The sequence below is a fragment of the Streptomyces hoynatensis genome (assembly GCF_003626535.1).
Lineage (GTDB): Bacteria > Actinomycetota > Actinomycetes > Streptomycetales > Streptomycetaceae > Streptomyces > Streptomyces hoynatensis.
The window spans coordinates 146,777-168,659 of the sequence record NZ_RBAL01000002.1 but is presented as its reverse complement, the minus strand read 5'-3'; the positions used below and the strand labels follow the sequence as shown (position 1 = coordinate 168,659).

22 protein-coding genes are annotated in these 21,883 nt (G+C 74.8%); 8 read left to right on the top strand and 14 right to left on the bottom strand.

All coding sequences use genetic code 11. The features are described from left to right. Nucleotides 1–124: 124 nt before the first annotated feature. Both D7294_RS04190 and D7294_RS04185 read left to right on the top strand, forming a co-directional pair. Nucleotides 125–1,390, top strand: coding sequence for an MFS transporter (locus tag D7294_RS04190; RefSeq protein WP_120675616.1), 1,266 nt, complete (start codon nucleotides 125–127; stop codon nucleotides 1,388–1,390). A 129-nt stretch (nucleotides 1,391–1,519) separates the two neighbouring features. Beyond that, a complete protein-coding gene (locus D7294_RS04185) occupies nucleotides 1,520–2,311 on the top strand; it encodes an ABC transporter ATP-binding protein (RefSeq protein WP_241562087.1) in 792 nt (263 codons plus the stop codon). Between the two features lie 76 nt (nucleotides 2,312–2,387). On the opposite strand, the gene D7294_RS04180 is transcribed toward D7294_RS04185, so the two are convergent. Together D7294_RS04180 and recO are read right to left on the bottom strand one after the other, a co-directional pair. Continuing rightward, a complete protein-coding gene (locus D7294_RS04180) occupies nucleotides 2,388–3,218 on the bottom strand; it encodes an isoprenyl transferase (protein WP_120675612.1) in 831 nt (276 codons plus the stop codon). Nucleotides 3,219–3,266: 48 nt separating this feature from the next. Next, the gene (gene recO, locus D7294_RS04175; RefSeq protein ID WP_194117727.1) at nucleotides 3,267–4,016 is read right to left on the bottom strand and encodes a DNA repair protein RecO; all 750 of its coding nucleotides are present in this window, start codon (nucleotides 4,014–4,016) and stop codon (nucleotides 3,267–3,269) included. Nucleotides 4,017–4,440: 424 nt separating this feature from the next. On the opposite strand from recO, the gene D7294_RS04170 reads away from it, so the two are divergent. Continuing rightward, entirely contained in the window at nucleotides 4,441–5,238 is a 798-nt protein-coding gene (locus D7294_RS04170; RefSeq protein WP_120675608.1) for an alpha/beta fold hydrolase, read from the top strand. 23 nt (nucleotides 5,239–5,261) lie between these two features. Next, a complete protein-coding gene (locus D7294_RS04165; protein WP_120675606.1) occupies nucleotides 5,262–6,131 on the top strand; it encodes a MerR family transcriptional regulator in 870 nt (289 codons plus the stop codon). Here the strand turns inward: D7294_RS04165 and D7294_RS04160 are convergent. Beyond that, nucleotides 6,095–6,802: a response regulator gene (locus tag D7294_RS04160; protein WP_120675604.1), complete on the bottom strand. Its 708-nt coding sequence runs from the start codon at nucleotides 6,800–6,802 to the stop codon at nucleotides 6,095–6,097. The two genes, D7294_RS04165 and D7294_RS04160, sit on opposite strands and share 37 nt — an antisense overlap. 114 nt (nucleotides 6,803–6,916) lie before the next feature. Beyond that, complete coding sequence (locus D7294_RS04155) at nucleotides 6,917–7,558, bottom strand: TetR/AcrR family transcriptional regulator (RefSeq protein ID WP_206619459.1); 642 nt, start codon at nucleotides 7,556–7,558, stop codon at nucleotides 6,917–6,919. 148 nt (nucleotides 7,559–7,706) lie between these two features. Between D7294_RS04155 and D7294_RS04150 the strand changes: the two genes are divergently transcribed. Next, nucleotides 7,707–8,717, top strand: a complete 1,011-nt coding sequence (locus D7294_RS04150) for a hypothetical protein (RefSeq protein WP_120675602.1) — start codon at nucleotides 7,707–7,709, stop codon at nucleotides 8,715–8,717. Nucleotides 8,718–8,754: 37 nt separating this feature from the next. Here D7294_RS04150 and D7294_RS04145 read toward each other — a convergent pair whose 3' ends face one another. After that, nucleotides 8,755–10,074, bottom strand: a complete 1,320-nt coding sequence (locus tag D7294_RS04145) for a sensor histidine kinase (protein WP_120675600.1) — start codon at nucleotides 10,072–10,074, stop codon at nucleotides 8,755–8,757. Between the two features lie 636 nt (nucleotides 10,075–10,710). Between D7294_RS04145 and leuA the strand changes: the two genes are divergently transcribed. Then, nucleotides 10,711–12,456, top strand: a complete 1,746-nt coding sequence (gene leuA, locus D7294_RS04140) for a 2-isopropylmalate synthase (RefSeq protein WP_120675598.1) — start codon at nucleotides 10,711–10,713, stop codon at nucleotides 12,454–12,456. Between the two features lie 189 nt (nucleotides 12,457–12,645). Further along, nucleotides 12,646–13,272, top strand: coding sequence for a TerB family tellurite resistance protein (locus D7294_RS04135; protein WP_120676187.1), 627 nt, complete (start codon nucleotides 12,646–12,648; stop codon nucleotides 13,270–13,272). Nucleotides 13,273–13,288: 16 nt separating this feature from the next. Here the strand turns inward: D7294_RS04135 and mca are convergent, their stop codons facing one another. After that, nucleotides 13,289–14,170 carry a mycothiol conjugate amidase Mca gene (gene mca / locus D7294_RS04130; RefSeq protein ID WP_120675596.1) on the bottom strand — a complete coding sequence of 294 codons (882 nt, stop codon included), beginning with the start codon at nucleotides 14,168–14,170 and terminating at the stop codon, nucleotides 13,289–13,291. 305 nt (nucleotides 14,171–14,475) lie between these two features. Here mca and D7294_RS04125 point away from each other — a divergent pair, with 305 nt between their 5' ends. Then, complete coding sequence (locus D7294_RS04125) at nucleotides 14,476–15,102, top strand: TetR/AcrR family transcriptional regulator (RefSeq protein WP_120675594.1); 627 nt, start codon at nucleotides 14,476–14,478, stop codon at nucleotides 15,100–15,102. Nucleotides 15,103–15,234: 132 nt separating this feature from the next. Here the strand turns inward: D7294_RS04125 and era are convergent, their stop codons facing one another. From era to ybeY, 8 genes are all read right to left on the bottom strand, one after another. Continuing rightward, nucleotides 15,235–16,170, bottom strand: a complete 936-nt coding sequence (gene era / locus D7294_RS04120) for a GTPase Era (RefSeq protein WP_120675592.1) — start codon at nucleotides 16,168–16,170, stop codon at nucleotides 15,235–15,237. Further along, nucleotides 16,167–16,514 carry a cytidine deaminase gene (locus D7294_RS04115; protein WP_120675590.1) on the bottom strand — a complete coding sequence of 116 codons (348 nt, stop codon included), beginning with the start codon at nucleotides 16,512–16,514 and terminating at the stop codon, nucleotides 16,167–16,169. Before D7294_RS04115 ends, era begins: the two co-directional genes overlap by 4 nt. A gap of 204 nt (nucleotides 16,515–16,718) precedes the next feature. After that, entirely contained in the window at nucleotides 16,719–17,507 is a 789-nt protein-coding gene (locus tag D7294_RS04110; protein ID WP_241562085.1) for an ABC transporter permease subunit, read from the bottom strand. Beyond that, nucleotides 17,504–18,205, bottom strand: coding sequence for an ABC transporter ATP-binding protein (locus tag D7294_RS04105; RefSeq protein WP_120676183.1), 702 nt, complete (start codon nucleotides 18,203–18,205; stop codon nucleotides 17,504–17,506). Before D7294_RS04105 ends, D7294_RS04110 begins: the two co-directional genes overlap by 4 nt. Before the next feature lie 119 nt (nucleotides 18,206–18,324). Continuing rightward, nucleotides 18,325–19,104 carry a TetR/AcrR family transcriptional regulator gene (locus D7294_RS04100; RefSeq protein ID WP_120675588.1) on the bottom strand — a complete coding sequence of 260 codons (780 nt, stop codon included), beginning with the start codon at nucleotides 19,102–19,104 and terminating at the stop codon, nucleotides 18,325–18,327. A gap of 114 nt (nucleotides 19,105–19,218) precedes the next feature. After that, nucleotides 19,219–19,938 carry a hypothetical protein gene (locus tag D7294_RS04095; protein WP_147450771.1) on the bottom strand — a complete coding sequence of 240 codons (720 nt, stop codon included), beginning with the start codon at nucleotides 19,936–19,938 and terminating at the stop codon, nucleotides 19,219–19,221. Between the two features lie 96 nt (nucleotides 19,939–20,034). Continuing rightward, nucleotides 20,035–21,366 (bottom strand): hemolysin family protein, encoded by a 1,332-nt coding sequence (locus D7294_RS04090; protein WP_120675584.1) that lies wholly within the window; start codon nucleotides 21,364–21,366, stop codon nucleotides 20,035–20,037. Then, nucleotides 21,363–21,860 (bottom strand): rRNA maturation RNase YbeY, encoded by a 498-nt coding sequence (gene ybeY, locus D7294_RS04085; RefSeq protein ID WP_120675582.1) that lies wholly within the window; start codon nucleotides 21,858–21,860, stop codon nucleotides 21,363–21,365. Before ybeY ends, D7294_RS04090 begins: the two co-directional genes overlap by 4 nt. Nucleotides 21,861–21,883 lie beyond the last annotated feature (23 nt).

Genomic DNA, 21,883 nt, shown 5'->3' with positions numbered 1-21,883 from the left:
CCGTGAAATCCGGATGACCCCGGCCGGTGCCCTGCCCTAGGCTCGGCACTTCGCCGCAGGAGGCACGCGGCACCGCGACGGCCCGCACCGGGTTCGCGAAGAGAAGCGCGCGAAGGGGACCGAGATGGCCGACCGCCCTGCGGCCCGCGGCGGTGGCGTGCTGATCGGCGCGCTGGTCGTGGACGCGATAGGCAACGGCCTGTTCATGCCGCTCTCCCTGATCTTCTTCGTCCGGCTCACCGACGTCTCCCTGAGCAGCCTCGGCGTGCTGATGAGCGTCGCCACCGCCCTCACCCTGCCGCTCCCGCTGGTGACCGGCGCGCTCGCCGACCGGATCGGCGCGCTGCCCCTGGTCGTGGCCGCCCAGGGCCTGCAGGCCGCGGGCTACTTCGGCTACGGCACGGTGCACGGCCCGGTGGGGGTGTTCCTCTCCGTCAGCCTGGTGGCCTTCGGGGTGCGGATCTTCTGGTCGGCGATCTTCACGGCGGTGGCCGACTACGCCGACGGCAGCGCCTCCGCCATGAGCACCGACTCCTGGTTCGCCCTGGCCAACATGGCGCGCACGGCGGGCCTCGGCGTCGGCGGCCTGGCGACGGGGCTGGTCGCCGCGGGGGAGTCGGACGCCGCCTACCGGGCCGTCGCCTGGGCGGCCACCGGCTGCTTCGCCGCCGCGGGCGCCGCGATCGCGCTGTGGGTCCGGGCGCCCAGGTCCAGGCGCGAGGACGGCGGGCGGTCCGCCGGGTACGGCACGATGCTCGCGGACCGCGCCTTCCTCGCCCTGACCGGGCTCAACACGGTGTTCGCGATGACGAGCATGATGCTCGCCCTGGCGCTGCCCACCTTCGTGCTCACCGGGCTGAAAGGTCCCTCCTGGGTGACGCCGGCCGTCCTGGTCGGCAACACCGTGGCCGTCTCGCTGCTCGCCGCCCCGGTGGTCAAACGGCTGGCACCCTACCGGCGCAGCCGCATCCTGCTGGCCGCCGCCGTGCTGTGGGCGGGCTGGTGCCTGGTGTGGGCCCTGCTACGCCCCGGCGCACCGGGGGTGGTGATCCCCGCGCTCATCGGCGCGACGGCGCTTTTCACGCTGGCCGAGGTGATGCACGCGCCGGTGTCCCAGGCGCTGGTGACGGCGCTTTCCCCGCTCGCGGCCAGGGGCCGCTACCTGGCGGTCTTCCAGTACTCCTTCACCCTCGCCGGCATCGTGGCCCCCGCCTTCTTCACCTCGCTGTTCGGCCTGCACCGAGCCCTGCCCTGGGCGGTGCTCGGCGCGGTGAACTGCCTGGCCGCGCTGGGCATGCTGCTGCTCGAACGGGTGCTGCCCGAGGCGGCGCTGCGCGAGGCGCCCCGGCGCGGCGACCCGGTGGCCTCCGGGTTCCCCGCCCGCGACTGAGACCGGGTGCGGCCACGGTGCCGGAGGGCCGTCTCACGAGGCGAAACGCCGATCCGGGCGGTGCGCCACGGGGGTTAGCGTGGAGGGGCGCGGAGCGGCGCGCAGGCAATGGTGTGGGAGGGTGTGTCCATGGAACGGCCCCTGGTCGTCGAGCTCGAAGGCGTCAGCGTGCGCCGCTACACCACCGGGCAGGTCATCCTCGACGAGGTGGACTGGTCGGTGCGCGGCGGCGAGCACTGGGCGCTGCTCGGTGCGAACGGCGCGGGCAAGACCTCCCTGCTGCGGCTGGTCGGCGCCGTGCAGCACCCCACCTCGGGCAGCGCGACGGTCCTCGGCCACCGGCTCGGCCGCGTTGACGTCCGCGAGTTGCGCGCCATGATCGGGCACGTGTCCTCCTCGCAGCGCGTCCCCGAGGACCTGCCCGCGCAGGCCGTCGTGCTCACCGGCGCCACCGGCACCGTGCAGCCGCTGTGGCGCAAGTACGACGAGGCGACCCGCGAGCGGGCGCGGGAGCTGCTGGCCGAGCTCGACTGCAAGGACTTCGCCGACCGTCCCTACAAGTTCTGCTCCGGCGGCCAGCGGGCGCGCCTGCTGATCGCGCGGGCGCTGATGCCCGACCCGGGCCTGCTGTTGCTCGACGAGCCGTTCAACGCGCTCGACCTGCCCTCCCGCGAGGACCTGGTGGACGCGCTGGCCAGGCTGGCCGTCAACCGCCCCGGGCTGACGACGATCACCGTCACCCACCACCTGGAGGAACTGCCGCCCACCATCAGCCACGCGCTGCTGCTGCGGGAGGGGCGCATGCTGGTGAGCGGCCCGGTGGATGAGGTGCTGACCGGCGCCCACCTGACCGCCTGCTTCGGGCGCGCGGTGGCGGTGGAGCGGCACCACGGCCGCTGGCAGGCCCGTTCCGCCCACTGACCCGCCGCCCCGCCGGCCTCGCGCTCGGCCCCGCCGGACGTGCGGCCCCGCCGCCCCACCGGCGGCGGGGGAGCGTTCAACCGGCCTGCGGCGGCACCTCGTTGGGGAGGGCCCCGCCGAAGCGGCGGTCGCGGGAGGCGTACTCGACGCAGGCGTCCCACAGGTTGCGCCGGTCGAAGTCGGGCCACAGCACGTCCTGGTACACCATCTCGGCGTAGGCGCTCTGCCAGATCAGGTAGTTGGAGGTGCGCTGTTCCCCCGAGGGACGCAGGAACAGGTCGACGTCCGGCATGTCGGGGAAGTACAGGTACTGGCCGAGGGTCTTCTCGTTCACCTTCTCCGGCGCTATCCGCCCCGCCCGCACGTCGGCCGCGAGCCGGGCCGCCGCATCGGCGATCTCCGCCCTGCCGCCGTAGTTGACGCACATGTAGAGGGTCATGGCGTCGTTGTCCCTGGTGCGTTCCTCGGCGACCTGGAGCTTGCGGATCACCGACTTCCACAGCCGCGGCTCGCGCCCGGCCCAGCGGATGCGGACGCCGAGCTCGTGCAGCTCGTCGGTCCTGCGATCGATGACGTCGCGGTTGAAGCCCATGAGGAAACGGACCTCGTCGGGGGAACGCTTCCAGTTCTCCGTCGAGAAGGCGTAGAGCGAGAGGTTCCTGACGCCGATCTCCAGGCAGCCCTTGACGACGTCGAGCACCACGGACTCGCCGACCTTGTGGCCCTCGGTGCGGGGCAGGCCCCGCTGCTTGGCCCACCGGCCGTTGCCGTCCATGACGATCGCCACGTGCCGCGGGATCAGCTCCCCCGGCAGCTTGGGCGGACGGGCACCGGAGGGATGGGGCTCGGGGGCGCGGTACTCGCGCCGCTGCCGGGTCCTGGGAGCCAGCATTCCGCGGGGGGCCATAGGGGAACTCCAGTAGTCGAACGGCTCTCCGCCCGAGCGTATCCCCGCTCAGCCCTTCTCGACGAACCGCAGGGAACGCAGCCCCCGCTCCAGGTGCCAGTGCAGATAGGCCGAGACGAGGCCGCTGCCCTCCCGCACGTGCCGCGGCTCGGCGGCGTCCGCCGTCTCCCAGTCCCCGGTCAGCAGGGCGCCGAGCAGCCGCACCGCCTCGGGCGAGGGCACCACGCTGCCAGGCACCCGGCAGTCCCCGCACACCGAACCGCCCGCGGACACCGAGAAGAACCGGTTGGGCCCGGGCAGCCCGCACCGCGCGCAGTCGGCGAAGCTGGGGGCGTATCCGCCCACCGCGAGCGAACGCAGCAGGAACGCGTCGAGCACGAGCCCCGGCGCGTGCGCCCCGGCGGCCAGCGTCCGAAGGCCGCCCACCAGGAGGAGGTACTGCTGGACGTTCGGCTCGCCCTCGTGGTCGGTGAACCGTTCCGCCGTCTCCAGCATCGCGGTGCCCGCCGTGTAGCGGGCGTAGTCGCCGACGATGTGCTGCCCGTAGGGCGCGAGGATCTCGGTCTGGGTGCACAGCGGCAGCCCGCGCCCGATCAGCGCGCTGCCCCTGGCGAAGAACTGCACGTCGACGTGGGTGAAGGGCTCCAGCCGCGCGCCGAACTTCGACTTCGTCCTGCGCACCCCCCTGGCCACCGCGCGCACCCGGCCGTTTCCCCTGGTCAGCAGCGTGATGATCCGGTCCGCCTCGCCCAGCTTCTGGGTGCGCAGCACGATGCCGTCGTCGCGGAACAGGCTCATGCGGCCCATTCTCGCCCATGCGCGGGCGCCGGGTCGCGGGCGCCCGCGCACGGGAGCGGCCCGCCCGTTGCGCGCACGCGGGCGCGAGGCGGCCCGTCCCACCGGTACCCGGCAGGTTCGCGGCACGGTCGGCCGCGGCCGGCGCGGAAGGGCGGTACGGGCCCCGGGTGAGGGCGGGCCCATCAGGTGGCCGCGGCGGTTGACCCTGCCCCAGGGGCAGCCCTGCACCATGGCCGGTATGACGACGAGAGTCACTGCGCCCCAGGCCGCCGGACCGCGCACCCCGGGCGAAGGCCACACGGCGACCGCCCGGGCCGGGGGACCCGCCCGCCGGACGGGCAACGGCACACCGGCCGGCGAGGAAACGGAAGAGGAAACGGAAGAGGAAACGGAAGGCGAGCGGGACGAGAAAGGCGGCGGGACGATGCGGCACTTCACGATCCACCACGACGGCGTCACCCTCCCGGTGTCCCGGGGCGGCAGGGGACGCCCGCTGGTCCTGTGCCCGGGCCTGAACTCGACACAGGCCGATCTGCACGAGCTGACGGGCCTGCTGCGGCGCGACCACGACGTGGTGACCTTCGACCTCAGGGGACACGGCCTCGCCTCGGCCGCCGGCCGGTACGGCTTCGACGCCTTCCTGAGCGATCTCGCCGCCGTGCCGGCGGGGCTCGACCTGCCCTCGGCGCCCCTGCTCGTGGGCTACTCGCTGGGCGCGGACCTGGTCGTGCACCACGCCTCCGCGCGCCCCGGCAGCGTCGCCGGGCTGGTCCTCATCGACGGGGCGAACCCGTTGCCCGAACCCTTCATCACCGAGGCCGACCTGGCGGACTTCCGCGCCATGGCGCAGGATCTGGCGGCCCGGCACGGGGCCGGGCCGGCGGCGGGCGCCGCACACCGGGTGGCACTCACCGCCCAGGACATCCACGCGCTGAACCTCGAAATGGATGTGGTGCGTTCCGGCATACTCGACCGCTACCGGAAGATCGACTGCCCGGTCACGATGATCATGTCCACCTCGATCGCCGGCGACGGCACCGAGGGGCGCGCACCGCGGCACAACCGGCTCTGGCGGGCCGGCGTCGAGCGGCTCCTCCGCGACCGGCCGCGCATCTCCGCCTCCTGGCTCGACGCCGACCACCGGCTGCCCTTCACCCACGCCGCGGACATCGCCCGGATCATCCGGAACGCACACCCCCCGTCCCGCGAACCGACCTCCTGAGCGGCCCGAAGGAGACTGGTCCGATGCTGACGATCGGCGAGCTCGCCTCGTACGCGGGAGTGACGGTACGCGCCGTGCGGCACTATCACGCCAAGGGGCTGCTGCCCGAGCCGGAGCGGGACCACTCCGGCTACCGGAGGTACGACGCCGGCGCCGTGATCGAGTTGATCAAGATCAGGACCCTCGCCGAGGCGGGAGTCCCGCTGGCGCGGGTGCGGGAACTGCTCCGGGCCGACGAGGCGGAGTTCGCCGCGGCGGTCGCCGAGATCGACACGCGGCTGCGGGCGGAGATCCGGGAACGGCAGCGGCACCGCAGGCGGATCGCCCGCCTCGCCGCCGGCGACAACCTGGCGCTGCCCCGTGAGGTGGCCGGGTTTCTCGACCGCCTCCGGGCACTCGGGGTCGACGAACGGATCATCCGGGTCGAACGCGACGGCTGGGTCGCGCTGGCCGCGCAGGCACCCGGCAGAGTCCGGGAGTGGGTGGCACGCAAGCAGGAGCAGCTTGCCGGCTCGGGGCTCGTCGACTTCTACCTCACCCTGGGCCAGGCGCTCGACCGGACCGGCGACGACCCGCGGCTGGTCGAACTGGCCGACAAGCTGGCGGACTACCTCTCGCGGATCGCCGAAGAGCAGGGCGAGCGCTACGTCGACGACGCCGACATCGCGCCGCCGCTCGCCACGCTCATGGACGCCCTGGCGTTCGACACCGTGCCGCCGGCCCGTCGGCTCATCGAGCTGCTGGAGCAGCGCGGCTGGACCGGCTGGACCCGGCTCACGCGCGTGCAGCCCGCCCGGGGCAGGGGCCGTGCGGCGGGGCGGGCGGACGCCGCCGGGCCGGGCGGGGCGCGGGCGGGCTATCCGCCGCCCGGGGTGACCAGCCCGGACTCGTAGGCGGCGATGACCAGTTGGGCGCGGTCGCGGGCGCCGAGCTTGCCCATGATGCGGCTGACGTGCGTCTTCGCGGTGAGCGGCGAGAGCCCGAGCGTCTCGGCGATCTCCGTGTTGTTCAGCCCGCGCGCCACCAGCGCGAGCACCTGCCGCTCGCGTTCGGAGAGCCCGCCGAGATCGGCCGGGGCCGCCAGGCCGGCCGGGGCCTGGGGCGCGCGCAGGGCGCGGGCGATGAGACGGGCCGTCGGCCCGGGCGAGAGCAGGGCCTCCCCGGCGGCCACGGTGCGGATGGCGTCGAGCAGTTCGGCGGGCCTGGTGTCCTTGACCAGGAAGCCGGAGGCGCCCGCGCGCAGCGCCTCGACCACGTGCTCGTCGGTGTCGAAGGTCGTCAGCACGAGCACCCGCACGCCGGAAAGGCCCTCGTCCGCCGCGATGCGGCGCGTGGCCTCGATGCCGTCGAGGTCCGGCATCCTGATGTCCATCACCACGAGGTCGGCGCGGGCGGATCGCGCCAGTTCGACGGCCTCGCGTCCGGTGCCGGCCTGCCCGACGACGGCCATGTCGGGCGCGGACTCCACGAGCATCGCGAAGGCGGACCGCACCAGGCGCTGATCGTCGGCGAGGAGGACTCTGAGACGTCTTCCGTCGGCGTCCCCTGGGGGCGTGGCGGTCATGGCTCACAAGGGTAGGGCCGGCCGGCCCCGTAAGGCCGCGGGCGGGTGGAACGGGGACGGGTGGAACGGGAAGGCGTCACCGCGCCGCCGGGAAACGCCCCGGCCGGCGCGAGGTCACGGCCTGGTGCCCCGCTCCGCGGCGTCGAAGGCGGGCGCGAGCGGGGCCAGCGCCGCGCGGAGCAGGTCGGGCAGTGAGCCGGAGGGCACGACCAGTCCCCCGGCGGCCTCCGCCGCTCCGGCCGGCCGGAGCCAGCCCTCCAGCGCGATACGCACCGCCGCGGCCACGCTCGCCGCGAGGACACGGGCCGTGTGCGCCCCTGCGTCGCCCAGGCGTGCGGCGAGCACCTCGGCGAGCGGGGGCTCGATGCCGGCGGTGCTGCCGAGGTACGCGTCGCGCAGCGCGGCGCGGGTGGTGATGAGCAGCAGCGCCTTCTGTTCGCGCTCGCCGGTGTTCGCGTACTGCCCGACCACCGCCTCGGTGACGGCGTCGGCCAGGCGCGCCCCGGCGGGCCCGGCCGCGAGCGCCGCCGCGATCCGCGCCTCCCGGTCCGCGGTGACGGCCGAGACGATCGCCTGCTCGCGGCTGGCGAAGTAGTTGTTGTAGGTGCGCGGGGAGACCCCGGCCGCCTCGGCGATGTCCTCGACCCGCACCCCATCGGGTCCGCGCTCCACGGCCAGGCGCAGGGCCGCCTCGCGCAGCGCCTCACGCGTGGCCCGCTTCTTCCGCTCCCGCAGCCCCGGGGGTGGTGTCGTCACAATCCCAGCGTCGCACACCGGGCTGCGCGCCCGCAAACTTGCGTGATGGCAAATCCACGTGAGAGCAAAGTTGCGCGCACGCACATTTTCTGTCAGCCTCGATCCGCCCGCAATCGACAGGGAGGACCGCACCATGCGCGCCAGGGGAATGACCTACGACACCGGATTCGTCGTGCACGGCCGGACATCCCGCGAGCAGTTCGACCCCGCGGTGGTCCGGCGGGAACTCGCCATCATCCGCGACGACCTGCACTGCAACGCGGTCCAGATCATCGGCGGCGACCCGGACCGGCTGGAGCTGGCCGCCGGCGCCGCCGCCGAACTCGGCCTGGAAGTCTGGTTCTCGCCCTATCCGCTGGAGCTGGAACCCGAGGAGATCCTCACCCTCTTCCGCGACTGCGCCGAGCGCGCGGAACGGCTCCGGCGGCGAGGGGCCGCCGTCGTGTTCGTCGCGGGGGTCGAGCTGAGCGTCATGAACCGCGGGTTCCTGCCCGGCGCGAGCCCCGAGGAGCGGGTCGAGCAGCTGATGAGCCGACCCGAGCGGCGGGCCGAGGCGATAGGCGCGCTCGGCGTGCGCATCAACGCGTTCCTCCGCGACGCCGTGGCCACGATCCGCGAGCGCTACCAGGGCACGCTCACCTACGCGTCGATCCAGTTCGAACAGGTCGACTGGACCCCCTTCGACGTGGTGACGTACGAGCTGATCCGCTCCGCCGAGGTGGCCGACCGGTTCCGGGAGGCGGTGCGCACCCTGGCCCGCGGCCCGAAGCCGCTCGCCCTCACGGGGTTCGGCACCGCGGCCTACCGCGGCGCGGGAGACCGCGGTGGGCGGGTGCTCGAGGTGGTCGAGCACGACCCGGAGACCAAGGCCCCGGTACGGCTGAACGGTGCCTACGAGCGCGACGAGGCCGGGCAGGCCGCCTACCTCGACGAACTGCTGGAGATCTTCGAGACCGAGGGCGTGGACAGCGCCTTCGTGTTCCTGTTCGCCCTGCCCGGCTACCCGTACCGCCCGGACGGCGATCCCGAGGAAGACCTGGACCGGGCGAGCCTCGGCATCGTCAAACTCCTCGAAAGCGGCCGGGGGCACACCTACCCCGACATGGCGTGGGAGCCCAAGGCCGCCTTCGCGGCAGTGGCGCGGCGCTACCTGAGGTGACGGGCCGGGCAAGGCGGTGAGGGCGCGGAGCGGGAGGTCACCGCGGCGGCGGCCCCGGTGGGGAGACGGCGGGAACGGGGAGGACCGCGGTGACCGTGAAGCCGGGGCCCTCGCGGCGGGGCGCGGCCTCCAGGGTGCCGCCCATGCTGCGGGCCCGCTCCCGCATGCCCGGGATGCCGAACCCGCCCGTGCCGCCGAACGCGCCGCCGCCACCCGTGCCACCGCCCGTGCCGCCCCCGCCGACGGCGCCCTCCGCGCCCCCGGCGCCGTGCGGGGCGGGCCCCGCGCCCGCCGGGACGGCCGCGCGCCGGCCGCCGTCGTCGGTGACCTCGACCCGCAGCGCCCCGTCGTCCCGGCGGACCGAGACCCGGATGCCGACGCCGGGGCCGCCGTGCCGCACCGCGTTGGTGAGCGCCTCCTGGACGATCCGGTAGGCCGCCGCCCCCGCCACCGGCGGCAGCGGCGGTTCCTCCTCGGGCACCGCGAGTTCCACCCTGGCGCCCGCGGCCCGCGCGGCGCGCGCCAGGTCGGGCAGGCCGGACAGCCCGGGCAGCGGCCGGCCCGCAGGTTCCCCGGCGCGTTCGCCGCCGCGCAGCACCCAGAGCGTGGTGCGGAGTTCGGCGCGGGCGTCCCGGCAGGTGCCGGAGATGATGTCGAGCGCCTCGGTGAGCGCCGCCCGGTCCAGCCGCCCGGGGTCGGCGTGCAGCAGGTGGGCGGCCACGGAGGCGTGCACGCCGATCAGCGTGATGCTGTGGGCCAGCAGGTCGTGCAGGTCCCTGGCGATCCGCAGCCGCTCCTCCGCGACCCGGCGCGCCGCCTCCTCCTCCCGCGTGCGCTCGGCGCGTTCGGCCCGCTCCCGCATCGCGAGCAGGTACCTGTGGTGCAGCCGGACCGTCTCGCCGAGCGCGATGACGGCCAGAATCCAGCCGGAGGTGCGCAGGGTCTCCTGCCCCACGTCCGCACCGCTGATCGACCAGACCGCGACGATCAGCAGGAGCACCGAGGCGGCGACGCCCAGGGTCCTGCGGCGCGGGCCGATGGCCGAGACCGTGTAGAGGGCGAACGCGGAGGCGGCGAAGGGCGCGGCGTGGTTGTAGCCGAGCGCGTGGTAGAGGGAGGCGAACGCGAGGCCGGTCAGCAGCGTGACCAGCGGCATGCGGCGGCGCCAGGCCAGCGGGGCGACCACGCCGGTCAGCAGCAGCCAGCCGAGCGGGTCGGGCGAGGAGCCGTGGCCGTGCACGGTCAGGGCCAGCAGGGAGCACAGGGCCGCGACGCCGCCGGCGAGCGAGGCGTCCCGCCGCAGCAGCCGGTCCCTCGCCTGCTCGGGGGAGGCGGGCGGCGGTGTCTTCCGGGGCATCGGCCCATCATGGGACACCGCCCCCGCACCCCGCCCGGGCCCGCCGGCTCCCGGCGCCGCCTTCCCCTCCGGCTTCCGCCCGGTCGTCACGGTCCTCGCGGTCCCTTCCACGTGCGCCCCTCCCGCCGTCCCTCGGCGTCCGTCCTGCGGCGCGCCCCGCGGCGCGCGCGCCGGGCGTGCCCCGTGGCGTTCCCGCGCCCGGGGGCCTCCCCGGGCGGCACGCCGCTCCGCCGACAGCCTCCGCCGGGGGCGGGCCGCGGCGCGTCGCCCCGCCGGGCGAACTCGCCCCTACTCCCGGCGGCGGCCCCGCCCGCCCGGTACTCCCCGGGGAGTACGGGGCCCGGGCGGGGAGCGAGGGCGGGCGGGGAGGCGGGGTGCAGGGGCGGGACCGGGGGGCGCGCGGGCGTGTGGCGTGCGTCTCGGATGCTGATACGGAAGGGGCGCCTGACCCGGGCCGGGGTAGGCTGGCCGGGCAATGCGTTACGGGATGCTTCTCCTTAGCCGCCGCGGCGAGGGTCTGTAGTCGGCCGACCCCCTCCCCGCGGAGTTCGGTGCTGCCGTCGGCCCCCGTCCCGGAATCACCGGGTTCCCCGGAGTCCGGACGCCGCACTGATCGCCCAAGGAGAACCGGCGCCCATGAGTGCCACCAGCCGCCCCACCCCCCTGACCGCCGAGACCGTACGCCAGCGCCCCTCGGGCATGCCGATCCACAAGTACCGCCCCTTCGAGGCCGTGGACCTGCCCGACCGCACCTGGCCAGGCAAGCGCATCACCAAGGCCCCCCGCTGGCTGTCCACCGACCTGCGGGACGGCAACCAGGCCCTGATCGACCCGATGTCCCCGGCCCGCAAGCGCGCGATGTTCGACCTGCTGGTGCGCATGGGCTACAAGGAGATCGAGGTGGGCTTCCCCTCCTCGGGGCAGACCGACTTCGACTTCGTGCGGTCGATCATCGAAGAGGACGCCATCCCCGAGGACGTCACCATCTCGGTGCTGACCCAGGCCCGCGAGGAGCTGATCGAGCGGACCGTCGAATCCCTGGTCGGCGCCCACCACGCCACCGTGCACCTGTACAACGCGACCGCCCCCACCTTCCGCCGCGTCGTCTTCCGGGGCGGGCGCGAGGAGGTCAAGGCCATCGCCGTGGACGGCACCCGGATGGTGCTGAAGTGCGCCGAGAAGCTGCTGGACGACCGGACCGTCTTCGGCTACCAGTACAGCCCCGAGATCTTCACCGACACCGAGCTCGACTTCGCGCTTGAGGTCTGCGAGGGCGTGATGGAGGTCTGGCAGCCTGGCCCCGGCCGGGAGATCATCCTCAACCTGCCGGCCACCGTGGAGCGTTCGACGCCCTCCACCTACGCCGACCGCTTCGAGTGGATGTCGCGGAACCTGTCCCACCGCCCGTACGTGTGCCTCTCGGCGCACCCGCACAACGACCGCGGCACGGCGGTGGCCGCCGCCGAGCTGGCGGTGATGGCGGGCGCCCAGCGGGTGGAGGGCTGCCTGTTCGGCCAGGGCGAGCGCACCGGCAACGTCGACCTGGTGACGCTGGGCATGAACCTCTTCTCCCAGGGCGTCGACCCCGAGATCGACTTCTCGCGGATCGACGAGGTCCGCCGCACCTGGGAGTACTGCAACCAGATGGAGGTTCCCCCGCGCCACCCGTACGTGGGCGACCTCGTCTACACGGCCTTCTCCGGCTCGCATCAGGACGCCATCAAGAAGGGCTTCGAGGCGATGACCGGGGAGCCGGGCGAGCCGTGGGACGTGCCCTACCTGCCGATCGACCCGAAGGACGTGGGGCGTTCCTACGAGGCCGTGATCCGGGTCAACTCCCAGTCGGGCAAGGGCGGCGTGGCCTACGTCCTGAAGAACGACCACAAGCTGGAGCTGCCGCGCCGGATGCAGGTGGAGTTCTCCCGCATCATCCAGGAGAAGACGGACACCGAGGGCGGCGAGGTCAGCCCCGGGGAGATCTGGGCGATCTTCTCCGACGAGTACCTGCCGGCGCCCGGCGCCGAGGGCCGCTGGGGCCGGGTGGCGCTGCGCGAGGCGCAGACCTCGGCCACGAGCGACGGGCAGGACGCGCTGACCGTGGACGTGGTGGTCGACGGCCGGGACACCACGCTGCGGGGCACGGGCAACGGGCCGCTCGCCGCCTTCTTCGACGCGCTGGTCACGGCGGGCGTGGTGGACCCGGGGGTGCGGCTCCTGGACTACGTCGAGCACACGATGAGCGAGGGCGCCGGCTCGCAGGCCGCGGCGTACATCGAGTGCGCGATCGGGGACCGGGTGCTGTGGGGCGTGGGGATCGACGCCAACATCGTGCGGGCCTCGCTGAAGGCCGTGGTCTCCGCGGTCAACCGCGCGTCCCGCTGACCCCGGGCCCCGCGGGCGGGCCCGCCGCCTTCCCCGGGCCGGGCCGTGGCCTCGCCGCCACGGCCCGGCCCTGGCTTTTGTGCGTATGCACTACTGACGCCGGTCCCCGCGTGTGGTTAACATCACGCCCACGGCGAAGTTGCCAGCGGGTAACGGAGGTACGGCGTGGTGCGCTCCCGGGTGGCCAGGATGGCGGGTGTCCGCACGGCCTGGCACGTGATCGACGACGGCGAGTTCTTCTGCGCCGAGTGCGGCGGCGACCGCTGCTACCGGCGCCTGGCGGGCCGCAGACGGCTGACCGTGCTGGGGCTGCCGGTGCTGCCGCGCGGTGCGGCCGAGCCCGTCGTCGAGTGCTCCGGCTGCCGCCGCCACCTCCCGCCTTCCGTGCTGGAGGAGCCGACCACCACGCGGCTGGCGGGGCTGCTGCGGGACGCCGTGCACGCCGTCGCCCTCGGGGTGCTCGCGGCGGGCGGCGGGGACCCGAACGCCGCCCGCAGGGCCGCCGTGGAGGCGGTGCGGGCCGCGGGATTCCCCGAGTGCACCGAGGAGCGGCTGCTGACGCTCCAGGCCGCGCTCTCCCGCCACCGCCCGCCCGCGCTCGACCACGAGCTGCGCGAGACGATCGGCGCGCTGACCGGGCACCTGCGGTCCCCGGGCCGGGAGCGGCTGCTGCTGCTCGGCGCCCGGGTCGCGCTGGCCGACGGGCCCTACCGGGCGGCGGAGCGCGCGCTGCTTCGCACCGTCGGGGAGGCGCTGCGGCTGCCGCCCACCGACACGGAACGCCTCCTCACCGCCGCGGCCGCCGCCCGGGCCTGATCGCGCGGCCCGGTCTTCACCCGGCGGGGGGCAGGCCGGCGAACAGGTCCTCCTCGGGGAGGTCGACCTCGACGTGCGAGCGGGCGAGGCGATAGTCCTCGGTGGGCCAGACCTCCCGCTCGACCTCGCGGTCGTGGCGCATGAACCCGGCGTTCGGGTCGATCTGCGTGGCGTGCGCGAGCAGCGCCAGGTCCCGGACCCGGAAGTACTCCGCGCAGGGCACCCGGGTGGTGAACGCGGGCGCGGGGGCCCCGGCGGGGAACTCCGCCAGCACCTCCTCCATGCCCGAGTCGATGCCGCGCGCCGTCATGCCCTCGTGCATCGCCTGGAACCAGGCCCTGGACAGCGCCCCGTGGTAGTAGAGCTTGAGCGGCTGCCACGGCTCGCCCGTGCCGGGGTACCGGCCGGGGTCCCCCGCCGCCTCGAAGGCGGCGAGGGTCACCTCGTGCGTGCGGATGTGGTCGGGGTGCGGGTAGCCGCCGGTCTCGTCGTAGGTGACGAGCACGTGCGGGCGGAACTCGCGGACGAGGGTCACCAGGCGCCGGGCGGCCTCCTCCGGCGGCCGGTTCGCGAAGCAGCCGGGGGGCAGCGGCTCGCCGGGGGCGGGCAGCCCCGAGTCGGCGAAGCCGAGGAAGCGCTGCCCGACGCCCAGGATGCGGCGGGCCGCCGCCATCTCGGCGCGCCGGACGGCGGCGAGGTTCTCGCGGACCTCGGGCCGGTCCATGGCGGGGTTGAGCACCTCCCCCCGCTCGCCGCCGGTGCAGGTGACCACCAGCACCTCGGCGCCCTCGGCGGCGTACTTGGCGAGGGTGGCCGCGCCCTTGCTCGACTCGTCGTCGGGGTGGGCGTGCACGCTCATCAGGCGCCGGGGCCCGCCCCGGGTGGTGCGCAGGTCCATCGCTGCCTTTCCCGGCCGGTCCGCCGCCGGCGGCCGCCGCATGTCGTCGTGCTCGGGTTCAGCGGCCCTTCCTCCTCGGCATGCGCCGGGGGGTGGGGACGGGGGACCCGGGCCGCCGGGGCCCGGGCGGGGTGGGGGCGGGCCACGCCGGGCGGCGGGCCGGGGGGCGGTGGGGAACGGGGGGCGTGACGCGCAGATTCATGCGCTCTCCTTTCGTCTCACTTGGAAGGACGCAGACAAACTTAGGTCGAGGCTATTTATAGGTCAAGATGTTTTTTGGGTGGGGCCCCTGCCAGAATGGGCCCATGCCCGAGGGACTGCGTGAACGCAAGAAGCGGCAGACGCGCCAGGCGATCTCGGACGCCGCGACGCGGCTGTTCCTGCGCGACGGCTTCGAGGCGGTGACCATCGCCGAGATCGCGAGCGCCGCCCAGGTCGCCAAGATGACGGTCACGAACTACTTCCCGCGCAAGGAGGACCTCGCCCTCGACCAGCACGAGGCGTTCACCGCGCGCCTGGCGCACACGGTCGCCGAGCGGCGCGCGGGCGAATCCGCGCTGGCGGCCCTGCGCCGCGCGTACCTGGCCGCGGTGGAGCGGCACGACCCCGTACTCGGCTTCTCCGGGCCGGAGTTCGTGCGGATGATCACCGGGAGCCCCACCCTGACGGCCCGGCTGCGCGAGCTGCACGAGCAGCGCGAGGACGCCCTCGCCGAGGTGCTGGCCGCCGAGGCCGGAGCGGACCCGGACGACCTCGCGCCCAGGGCCGCGGCCGCCCTGCTGACGGCCGCCCACCGCACCCTGTTCCGCCAGGTCATGGACCTGACCCTGCGGGGGCTCGACGCCGGGGAGATCGGCGCGGCGGCGGCCCGCGGCGCGGAACGGGTCTTCGGCCTGCTTGAGCCCGCCCTGGCCGGCTACGCCGTGCGCTGACCGGGGCGGCGCGGCCGTCCGGGGGCGCGGGGACTTCCCCGGCGCGCCGGGGCCGTTCCGCACGCGCCGGGGCGTCCCGGAGCGTGCCGAACGGCGCCGCCCCGGGCCCCGGTCAGCCGGGGCCCTGCTGCCTCAGAAGCCGAGGCGGCGCAGCTGCTTGGGGTCGCGCTGCCAGTCCTTGGCGACCTTGACGTGCAGGTCGAGGAAGACGGGCGTGCCGAGCAGCGCCTCGATGTGCCGGCGGGCCGTGGTGCCCACCTCCTTGAGGCGCCGGCCGCCCGGGCCGATGACGATGCCCTTCTGGCTGGGGCGTTCGATGAACAGGTTGGCGTGGATGTCGAGCAGCGGCCGGTCCGCGGGGCGGTCCTCGCGCGGCAGCATCTCCTCGACGACCACGGCGATGGAGTGCGGCAGTTCGTCCCGCACGCCTTCGAGGGCCGCCTCCCGGATCAGCTCGGCGATCATGACCTGTTCCGGCTCGTCGGTGAGGTCGCCCTCCGGGTAGAGCTGCGGCCCCTCGGGCAGCAGCGGCACCAGCAGGTCGGCGAGCAGTTCGACCTGCTCCCCGGCCACGGCCGAGACCGGCACGATCTCCGCCCACTCGATGCCGACCTCCTTGCCGAGCCGGTCCACGGCGATCAGCCGCTCGGCGAGGGTCTCGTTGTCGACCAGGTCGGTCTTGGTGACGACCGCGATCTTGGGCGTGCCCTTGATCCTGGCGAGTTCCCTGGCGATGAAACGGTCGCCGGGCCCCGTCTTCTCGTCGGCGGGCAGGCAGAAGCCGATGGCGTCCACCTCCGCCCAGGTGGTGCGCACCACGTCGTTCAGCCGCTGGCCGAGCAGGGTCCGCGGCTTGTGCAGCCCCGGGGTGTCGACCAGGATCAGCTGGGCGTCGGGGCGGTGCACGATGCCGCGCACGGTGTGCCTGGTGGTCTGCGGGCGCGCCGAGGTGATGGCGACCTTGGTGCCGACGAGGGCGTTGGTCAGCGTCGACTTGCCCGCGTTGGGGCGCCCGACGAAGCAGGCGAAGCCGGAGCGGTGGTCCGTGGAGTCCTGGGAGCTGTTCATGACGCGGGGATCGTCGCACGGGGCAGGCCGTCGGGGCCAGCCAGCAGCACGGGGGTGCCCGCGCCGCCCAGGTCGCGCACGGCCGCCAGGTCCTCCGCGGGCGGCGCCTCCGCCTCGGTGACCACGGCCGCGGCCTCCAGGGAGGTGGCCCCACTCGCCACGGCCATCGCCACGGCGGTGCGCAGCGCGCTCAGGCGCAGCGAGTCCAGGGCCACGGTGGTGGCCACGTAGGTGCGGCCGGTCTCGTCCCGGACCGCGGCGCCCTCCGGGGTGCGGTTGCGGGCCCTGGCGCTGCGCGCGAGGGTGAGGATCTTGCGGTCTTCTGGGTCAAGCGGCTCGCTCATGGCCCCGAGCCTACGGGGCCCGGCCCGGCGCCCCACAACGGCGGCACCCCCCGGGCCCAGGTCCCGGCGCCGCGCCCCTGTCTCCCGCCCCTCGCCCGGGAGTTGCGCGGGCGGAGGCAGGCCGGGCCGCTTCCCGGGCGCGGACCGGGGCTCTCTCCGGGCGCGGCCGGGGGCGCGCGGCCCGGCCCGGGGGCGCGGGCGCGGTCAGCGGGCGCGGCGGCGGGTGCGGAAGCGGAAGATCAGCAGCCCGCAGGCGGCGAATCCGGCGGCCCAGGCGAGGCCGAGCGCGAGGTAACGCCAGGCCGCGGTGCCGCCGAAGGCGCCGCCGGTGGCGAACTGCATGGGGCCGAAGGAGGGGAACCACCGCAGCAGCGGCTTGTTGGCCAGCGGGTTGCCCAGCGGGTTCTGCAGGAAGGTGTCCATCAGGCCGCCCATGATGACCAGGAAGAAGCCCTCCAGGTCGTTGCGCACCAGCACCCCGAGCAGCAGCCCGAGCGCCCCGTAGGTGAGGGCCATCACGGCGAAGCCGGCCAGGACCGCGGCCCACCCGGCCGGGCCCGGCCGCCAGAAGGCCAGCAGCACCAGGGCCGCGTAGCAGGCGACCGCGCAGGTCACCACGGCGACGGAGAGGGTCTTGGCGCCGATGAGAACGCTCTGCCGGTAACCGGCGTGCACCAGGCGCCGGTCGAAGGCGAGGGTCCTGCGGACGGCGTCGAAGACGGCGAAGCCGCAGATCATGGTGAGGGCGTTGAGCCCCGCGGACAGCAGGGTCAGCCGGCCCCCGTCGACGGTCAGGACCCGCCCCGTCGCGAAGAGCCGGTAGTCCAGCGGCTCGCGGCCCGCCATCTCCTCCATGACCAGGTACCACAGGGGCACGAACAGGACGAGCAGCAGGGTCGCCATCCGGTTGCGGGTCTGCCCGAGGAGGGAGAAGCGCAGGGCGGCGGCGAACTGGCCGGGCGCGGGGCGGCCCCGGGGCGCGGCGAGCGTCACGACGAGCGCCTCCCCTGGTCCTCCGAGGCGGCGTCGCCCGGGGCGGGGTGGCGCGGGGCGGAGTGCTGCGAGGCGGCGTGCCCGGAGGGGACGTGCTGCGCGGCCACGGGGCGCGGGCGCAGGACTCCGCCGGAGAGTTCCGCCAGGACGTCGAAGCGGTCCTGCTCGAAGACGAGATGGGTGATGACGACGACGGCCTTGCCGCGTCGGCGCCGCTCCTCGACCAGCTTCCAGAAGCGCAGGTAGGTCTCCCAGTCGAAGCCCTGGTACGGCTCGTCGAGCAGCAGCACGTCGGGGTCGTGCAGCAGCGCCAGGGTGAGGTTCAGCTTCTGCCTGGTGCCCCCGGACATCGCGCCGGCGGCCGTGCCGAGGTACCGCTCGTAGTCAAGTTCGCGCGCCAGCGCGCGCCCCGGCGCGGGGCTCGGCAGCCGGTAGGCGGCGGCGAAGTACCTCAGGTGCTGCAGGGCGGTCAGGCCGGGGTCGAGCACCGGCTCCTGGGGGCAGTAGCCCAGACGCCCGCGCACGCGGACCTCGCCGCGGTCCACCGCGAGCGTGCCCGCCAGCGCCCGGAGCAGCGTCGACTTCCCCGCGCCGTTCTCCCCGACCACCGCGACCAACTGCCCGGGGTACACGGTGAGTTCGGCGCCGCGCAGCACCTGCCTGCGGCCGTACGCCTTGTGCAGCAGGCGCGCCGTCAGCGCGGCCTGGCCGCCCGCGTGCGCGCCGCCGCGCGCCCCGCCGGCTGCACCGCCGGTCCCCCCGCCGGCGCCGCCCCGCGGCGCGCCCCCGGCGGTCCCCTGGTGCGGGCCGTCCTCGGTCACGGACCTCTCCCTTCGTCCTCGGGACCGGCGCCCTCACCGGGCCCTTGCGGTACTCCGCGCCCTTCCGGCGCCGGAGGCTCCTCCCGCGTTTCCGGCCCGGAGGCCGGCCGGGACGGCCCGTGGTCCCGCGCGCGGCCGGGAGGGGGCGGCGCGGGCGGCCCGGCCTCGGCCGTCAGTCCGCCGGCGTACACGGCGAGCATCTCGGGCCCCCAGCGGGCGATGCCCTCGGCCGACAGCGGGTCGAAGCCGAGGACCCCGGCGAGCTGATCGCGCAGCAGGAACACGGCCAGGTCGTTGGCCAGCAGGAACGCGGCGCGCACGGCGGGCTCCCGCCCCCGGGCCGCCATCCCGGCCGCGGCCAGTTCGTCGAGGGCCTGCCTGGCGAGTGCGAAGAGGCTGCGAAACAGCGCGCGGGCGGCCTCGCCTTCCGACAGGAGCAGCCGGCGCAGGTAGCCGGCCAGCGGCGAGCCGGGCGGCAGGTGCCGCATCATCGCCTCCGCGAGCAGCCCGCCGTGCGCCGGGTCGGCCAACTCACCGCCCTGCTCCCCGGTCAGCTCGCCGAGCAGCGCCCCGAAGGTGGCGACGACGTGGGCGTCGACGGCGGCCCGCAGGCCCTCCTTGGAGCCGAAGTGGTGCAGCACCAGGGCGGGGGAGACGCCGGCCGCGGCGGCGATCCGCCGGACGGAAACGGCGTCGGGCCCCCGCTCCGCGAAGAGCCGGAGCGCCTCGTCACGCACGATCGCCCGCGCGGTCCTGTCCTCCGAGACTGAACGCATGTCCAGTAGACTAAACGAACGTTCAGCAAAGCGGCAAGGAGGGAGCCGGCGGGCGGGCCCGCCCTCAGGGGATGCGGACTCCTGCGCCCGCCGCTCTCGCCCGCGGCCCCCGCCTCACAGGTCCGTGGTGCCGGGCTGATTGGGGCTCGGGGTGGGCATGTGGCCGTCGCATACCTGCTCCAGCTTGTCCACCGCGCGGTCGGCGATCGACTCCACGTCCTCGGTGGCGCCGTCCTCACGCCCCGCCTGCGCGACCCGCACCAGGTGCGCGCCGACCCTCGCGATCACCACCTCGGCGACCACCTCGCCGGTGTGCGCCCCGGCCTCGCCCCGGCGCTCGAAGCGCACCGCGGTGCTCTCCTCGCCGAGCTTCTTCACGTCCAGGCCCGACGCCTGGTAGGCCACCGGCCGCGCGCTGCCGCGCGGTCCCTCCCTGGTGTGGATGGTCCGGCACTTCTGCGCCTGCGCGCGGAACTGGGCGAACTCCCCACGCGCCTCCTCCGGGTCCTCGTGCGAGGCGAGCACGGTGGTCACGAAGGGACCGCTGCGCGTCCTGGCGAACCCGGCCTTGGCCGTGGTGTCCTCCTCGCTGTCGAACAGCTGCCCGCAGGAGTCCTCGGTGGGCTTCGGCACGCCGAAGCCGCGCTGGCGCGCGGAGCGCTCGCTGTCGCTGGCCCAGCCCTCGGGGAAGTCGACCGGGTCGAGGAGTGCGGCGCGCAGCTGCTGGTCGGACAGGGTGTCCGAGGAGAGCGGCAGTCCCGGCGCCACGGCGAAGCCCAGCACCGCGAGCCCCCCGACGGCGGCCATGCGTAGATGCGCGTACATGACTCCCATGGCGCCACCCGGACGCCGGGGCGGCCAGCGTCGTGCCGCCGTTCGGGTGAGCCGCGGCCGGTCCCGGCGGCCCGGGCGCCCCCTGCGCGAGCCCGCTCAGCCCTCGGGCTCCGCCTCCGGCTCCTCGGCCTGGACCGGCTCGACCAGCACCCGGTCGATGCGGTTGCGCCGCCCGGCCGCCGACTCCGCGGTCAGCCGCAGCCCGGCGAGCGGCGGGCCGGCGCGGCGGTTGTCCGCCTGCTCCCGGCTCACGTCGACGACGGCGCTTGCGCCCGCGATCGGCACCCGGCCCAGGGCCTTGGCCAGCAGCCCGCCCACCGTCTCCACGTCCTCGTCGTCCAGGCGCAGCCCGTACAGCTCGCCGAGGGCGCCCAGGTCGAGCCGCGCGGTGACCCGGTGCGCGCCCTCGTCGAGGCGCTCCACGGGCGGCAGTTCGGTGTCGTACTCGTCGGTGATCTCCCCGACGATCTCCTCCAGGATGTCCTCGATGGTGACCAGCCCCGCGGTGCCCCCGTACTCGTCGATGACGATCGCGACGTGGATGTGGTCGCGCTGCATCTCCCGGAGCAGGTCGCCGGCGTTCTTGGTGTCGGGCACGAACGTCGCCGGCCGCATCACCGTCTCGACAAGCTCCCCCTCCGCCTCGCGGCTGACGTGCACCTTCCTCGCCAGGTCCTTCAGGTAGGCGATGCCGACGATGTCGTCGTCGCTCTCGCCGGTGACCGGGATGCGCGAGAAGCCGGAGCGCAGCGCGAGGGTCAGGCCCTGCCTGAGGGTCTTGCGCCGGTCGATGGAGACCAGGTCGGTGCGCGGGACCATCACCTCGCGCACCAGGGTGTCGCCGAGCTCGAACACGGAGTGCACCATGCGGCGTTCCTCGTCCTCGATCAGCGACTCCCGCTCGGCGAGGTCCACCATGGCCCGCAGCTCGGCCTCCGAGGCGAAGGGGCCGCGGCGGAAGCCCTTGCCCGGGGTCAGCGCGTTGCCCAGCAGGATCAGCGACTGGGTGAGCGGGCCGAGGACCCGGCCGAGCGGCACCAGCACGTAGGCGGCCAGGGTCGTGGTGGCCAGGGGGTGCTGGCGGCCGATGGTGCGCGGCGAGACGCCGACCGCCACGAAGGAGAGCAGCACCATGATCCCGAAGGCCACGGTCAGCCCCGGCCAGGCGGAGCCGAACCACTTCAGGCTGCCGTAGGCGACCAGCACCGCCGCGGCCATCTCGCTGGCGACCCGCAGCAGCAGGGCCAGGTTGAGGTAGCGCGTCGGGTCGGCGGCGACCACCGCGAGACGGGCCGCGCCGCGGCGCCCGGACCGCTGGGCCTCCTCGGCCCGGAAGCTGGTGATGACCGCGAGGCCGGCCTCCGCGCAGGAGGCCAGCCAGGCCAGCGCCAGCAGGGCGACGACGGCCGTCAGCAGGGTGCCGGTCATGTCGTGGTGGGTGCCGGAGAGGGCCCGGACAGGCCCTGCTCGGCGCGCCAGCCGTCGACGATGGCCTTCTGCAGGCCGAACATCTCGGCCTTGTCGACGGGCTCCTCGTGGTCGTAGCCCAGCAGGTGGAGCACGCCATGGACGGTGAGCAACTGCAGCTCCTCGTCCATGGAGTGGCCGGTGGGAGCCGCGGCACCCTGGCTGCGGGCCACCTCGGGGCACAGGACGACGTCCCCGAGGAGGCCCTGGGCCGGCTCCTCCTCGTCCCTGGTGGGCGGGCGCAGCTCGTCCATCGGGAAGGACATCACGTCGGTGGGCCCCGGCAGATCCATCCACTGGAGGTGGAGCTGCTCCATGGCCGCGGTGTCCACCGCGATCACCGACAGCTCCGAGAGCGGGTGAATCCGCATCCTGGCCAGGGTGTAGCGGGCAATGTCGAGGATGGCCCGTTCGTCGATCTCCAGGCCGGACTCGTTGTTGACCTCGATCGCCATGTTCTCAGGCGGCTGCTTTCCGT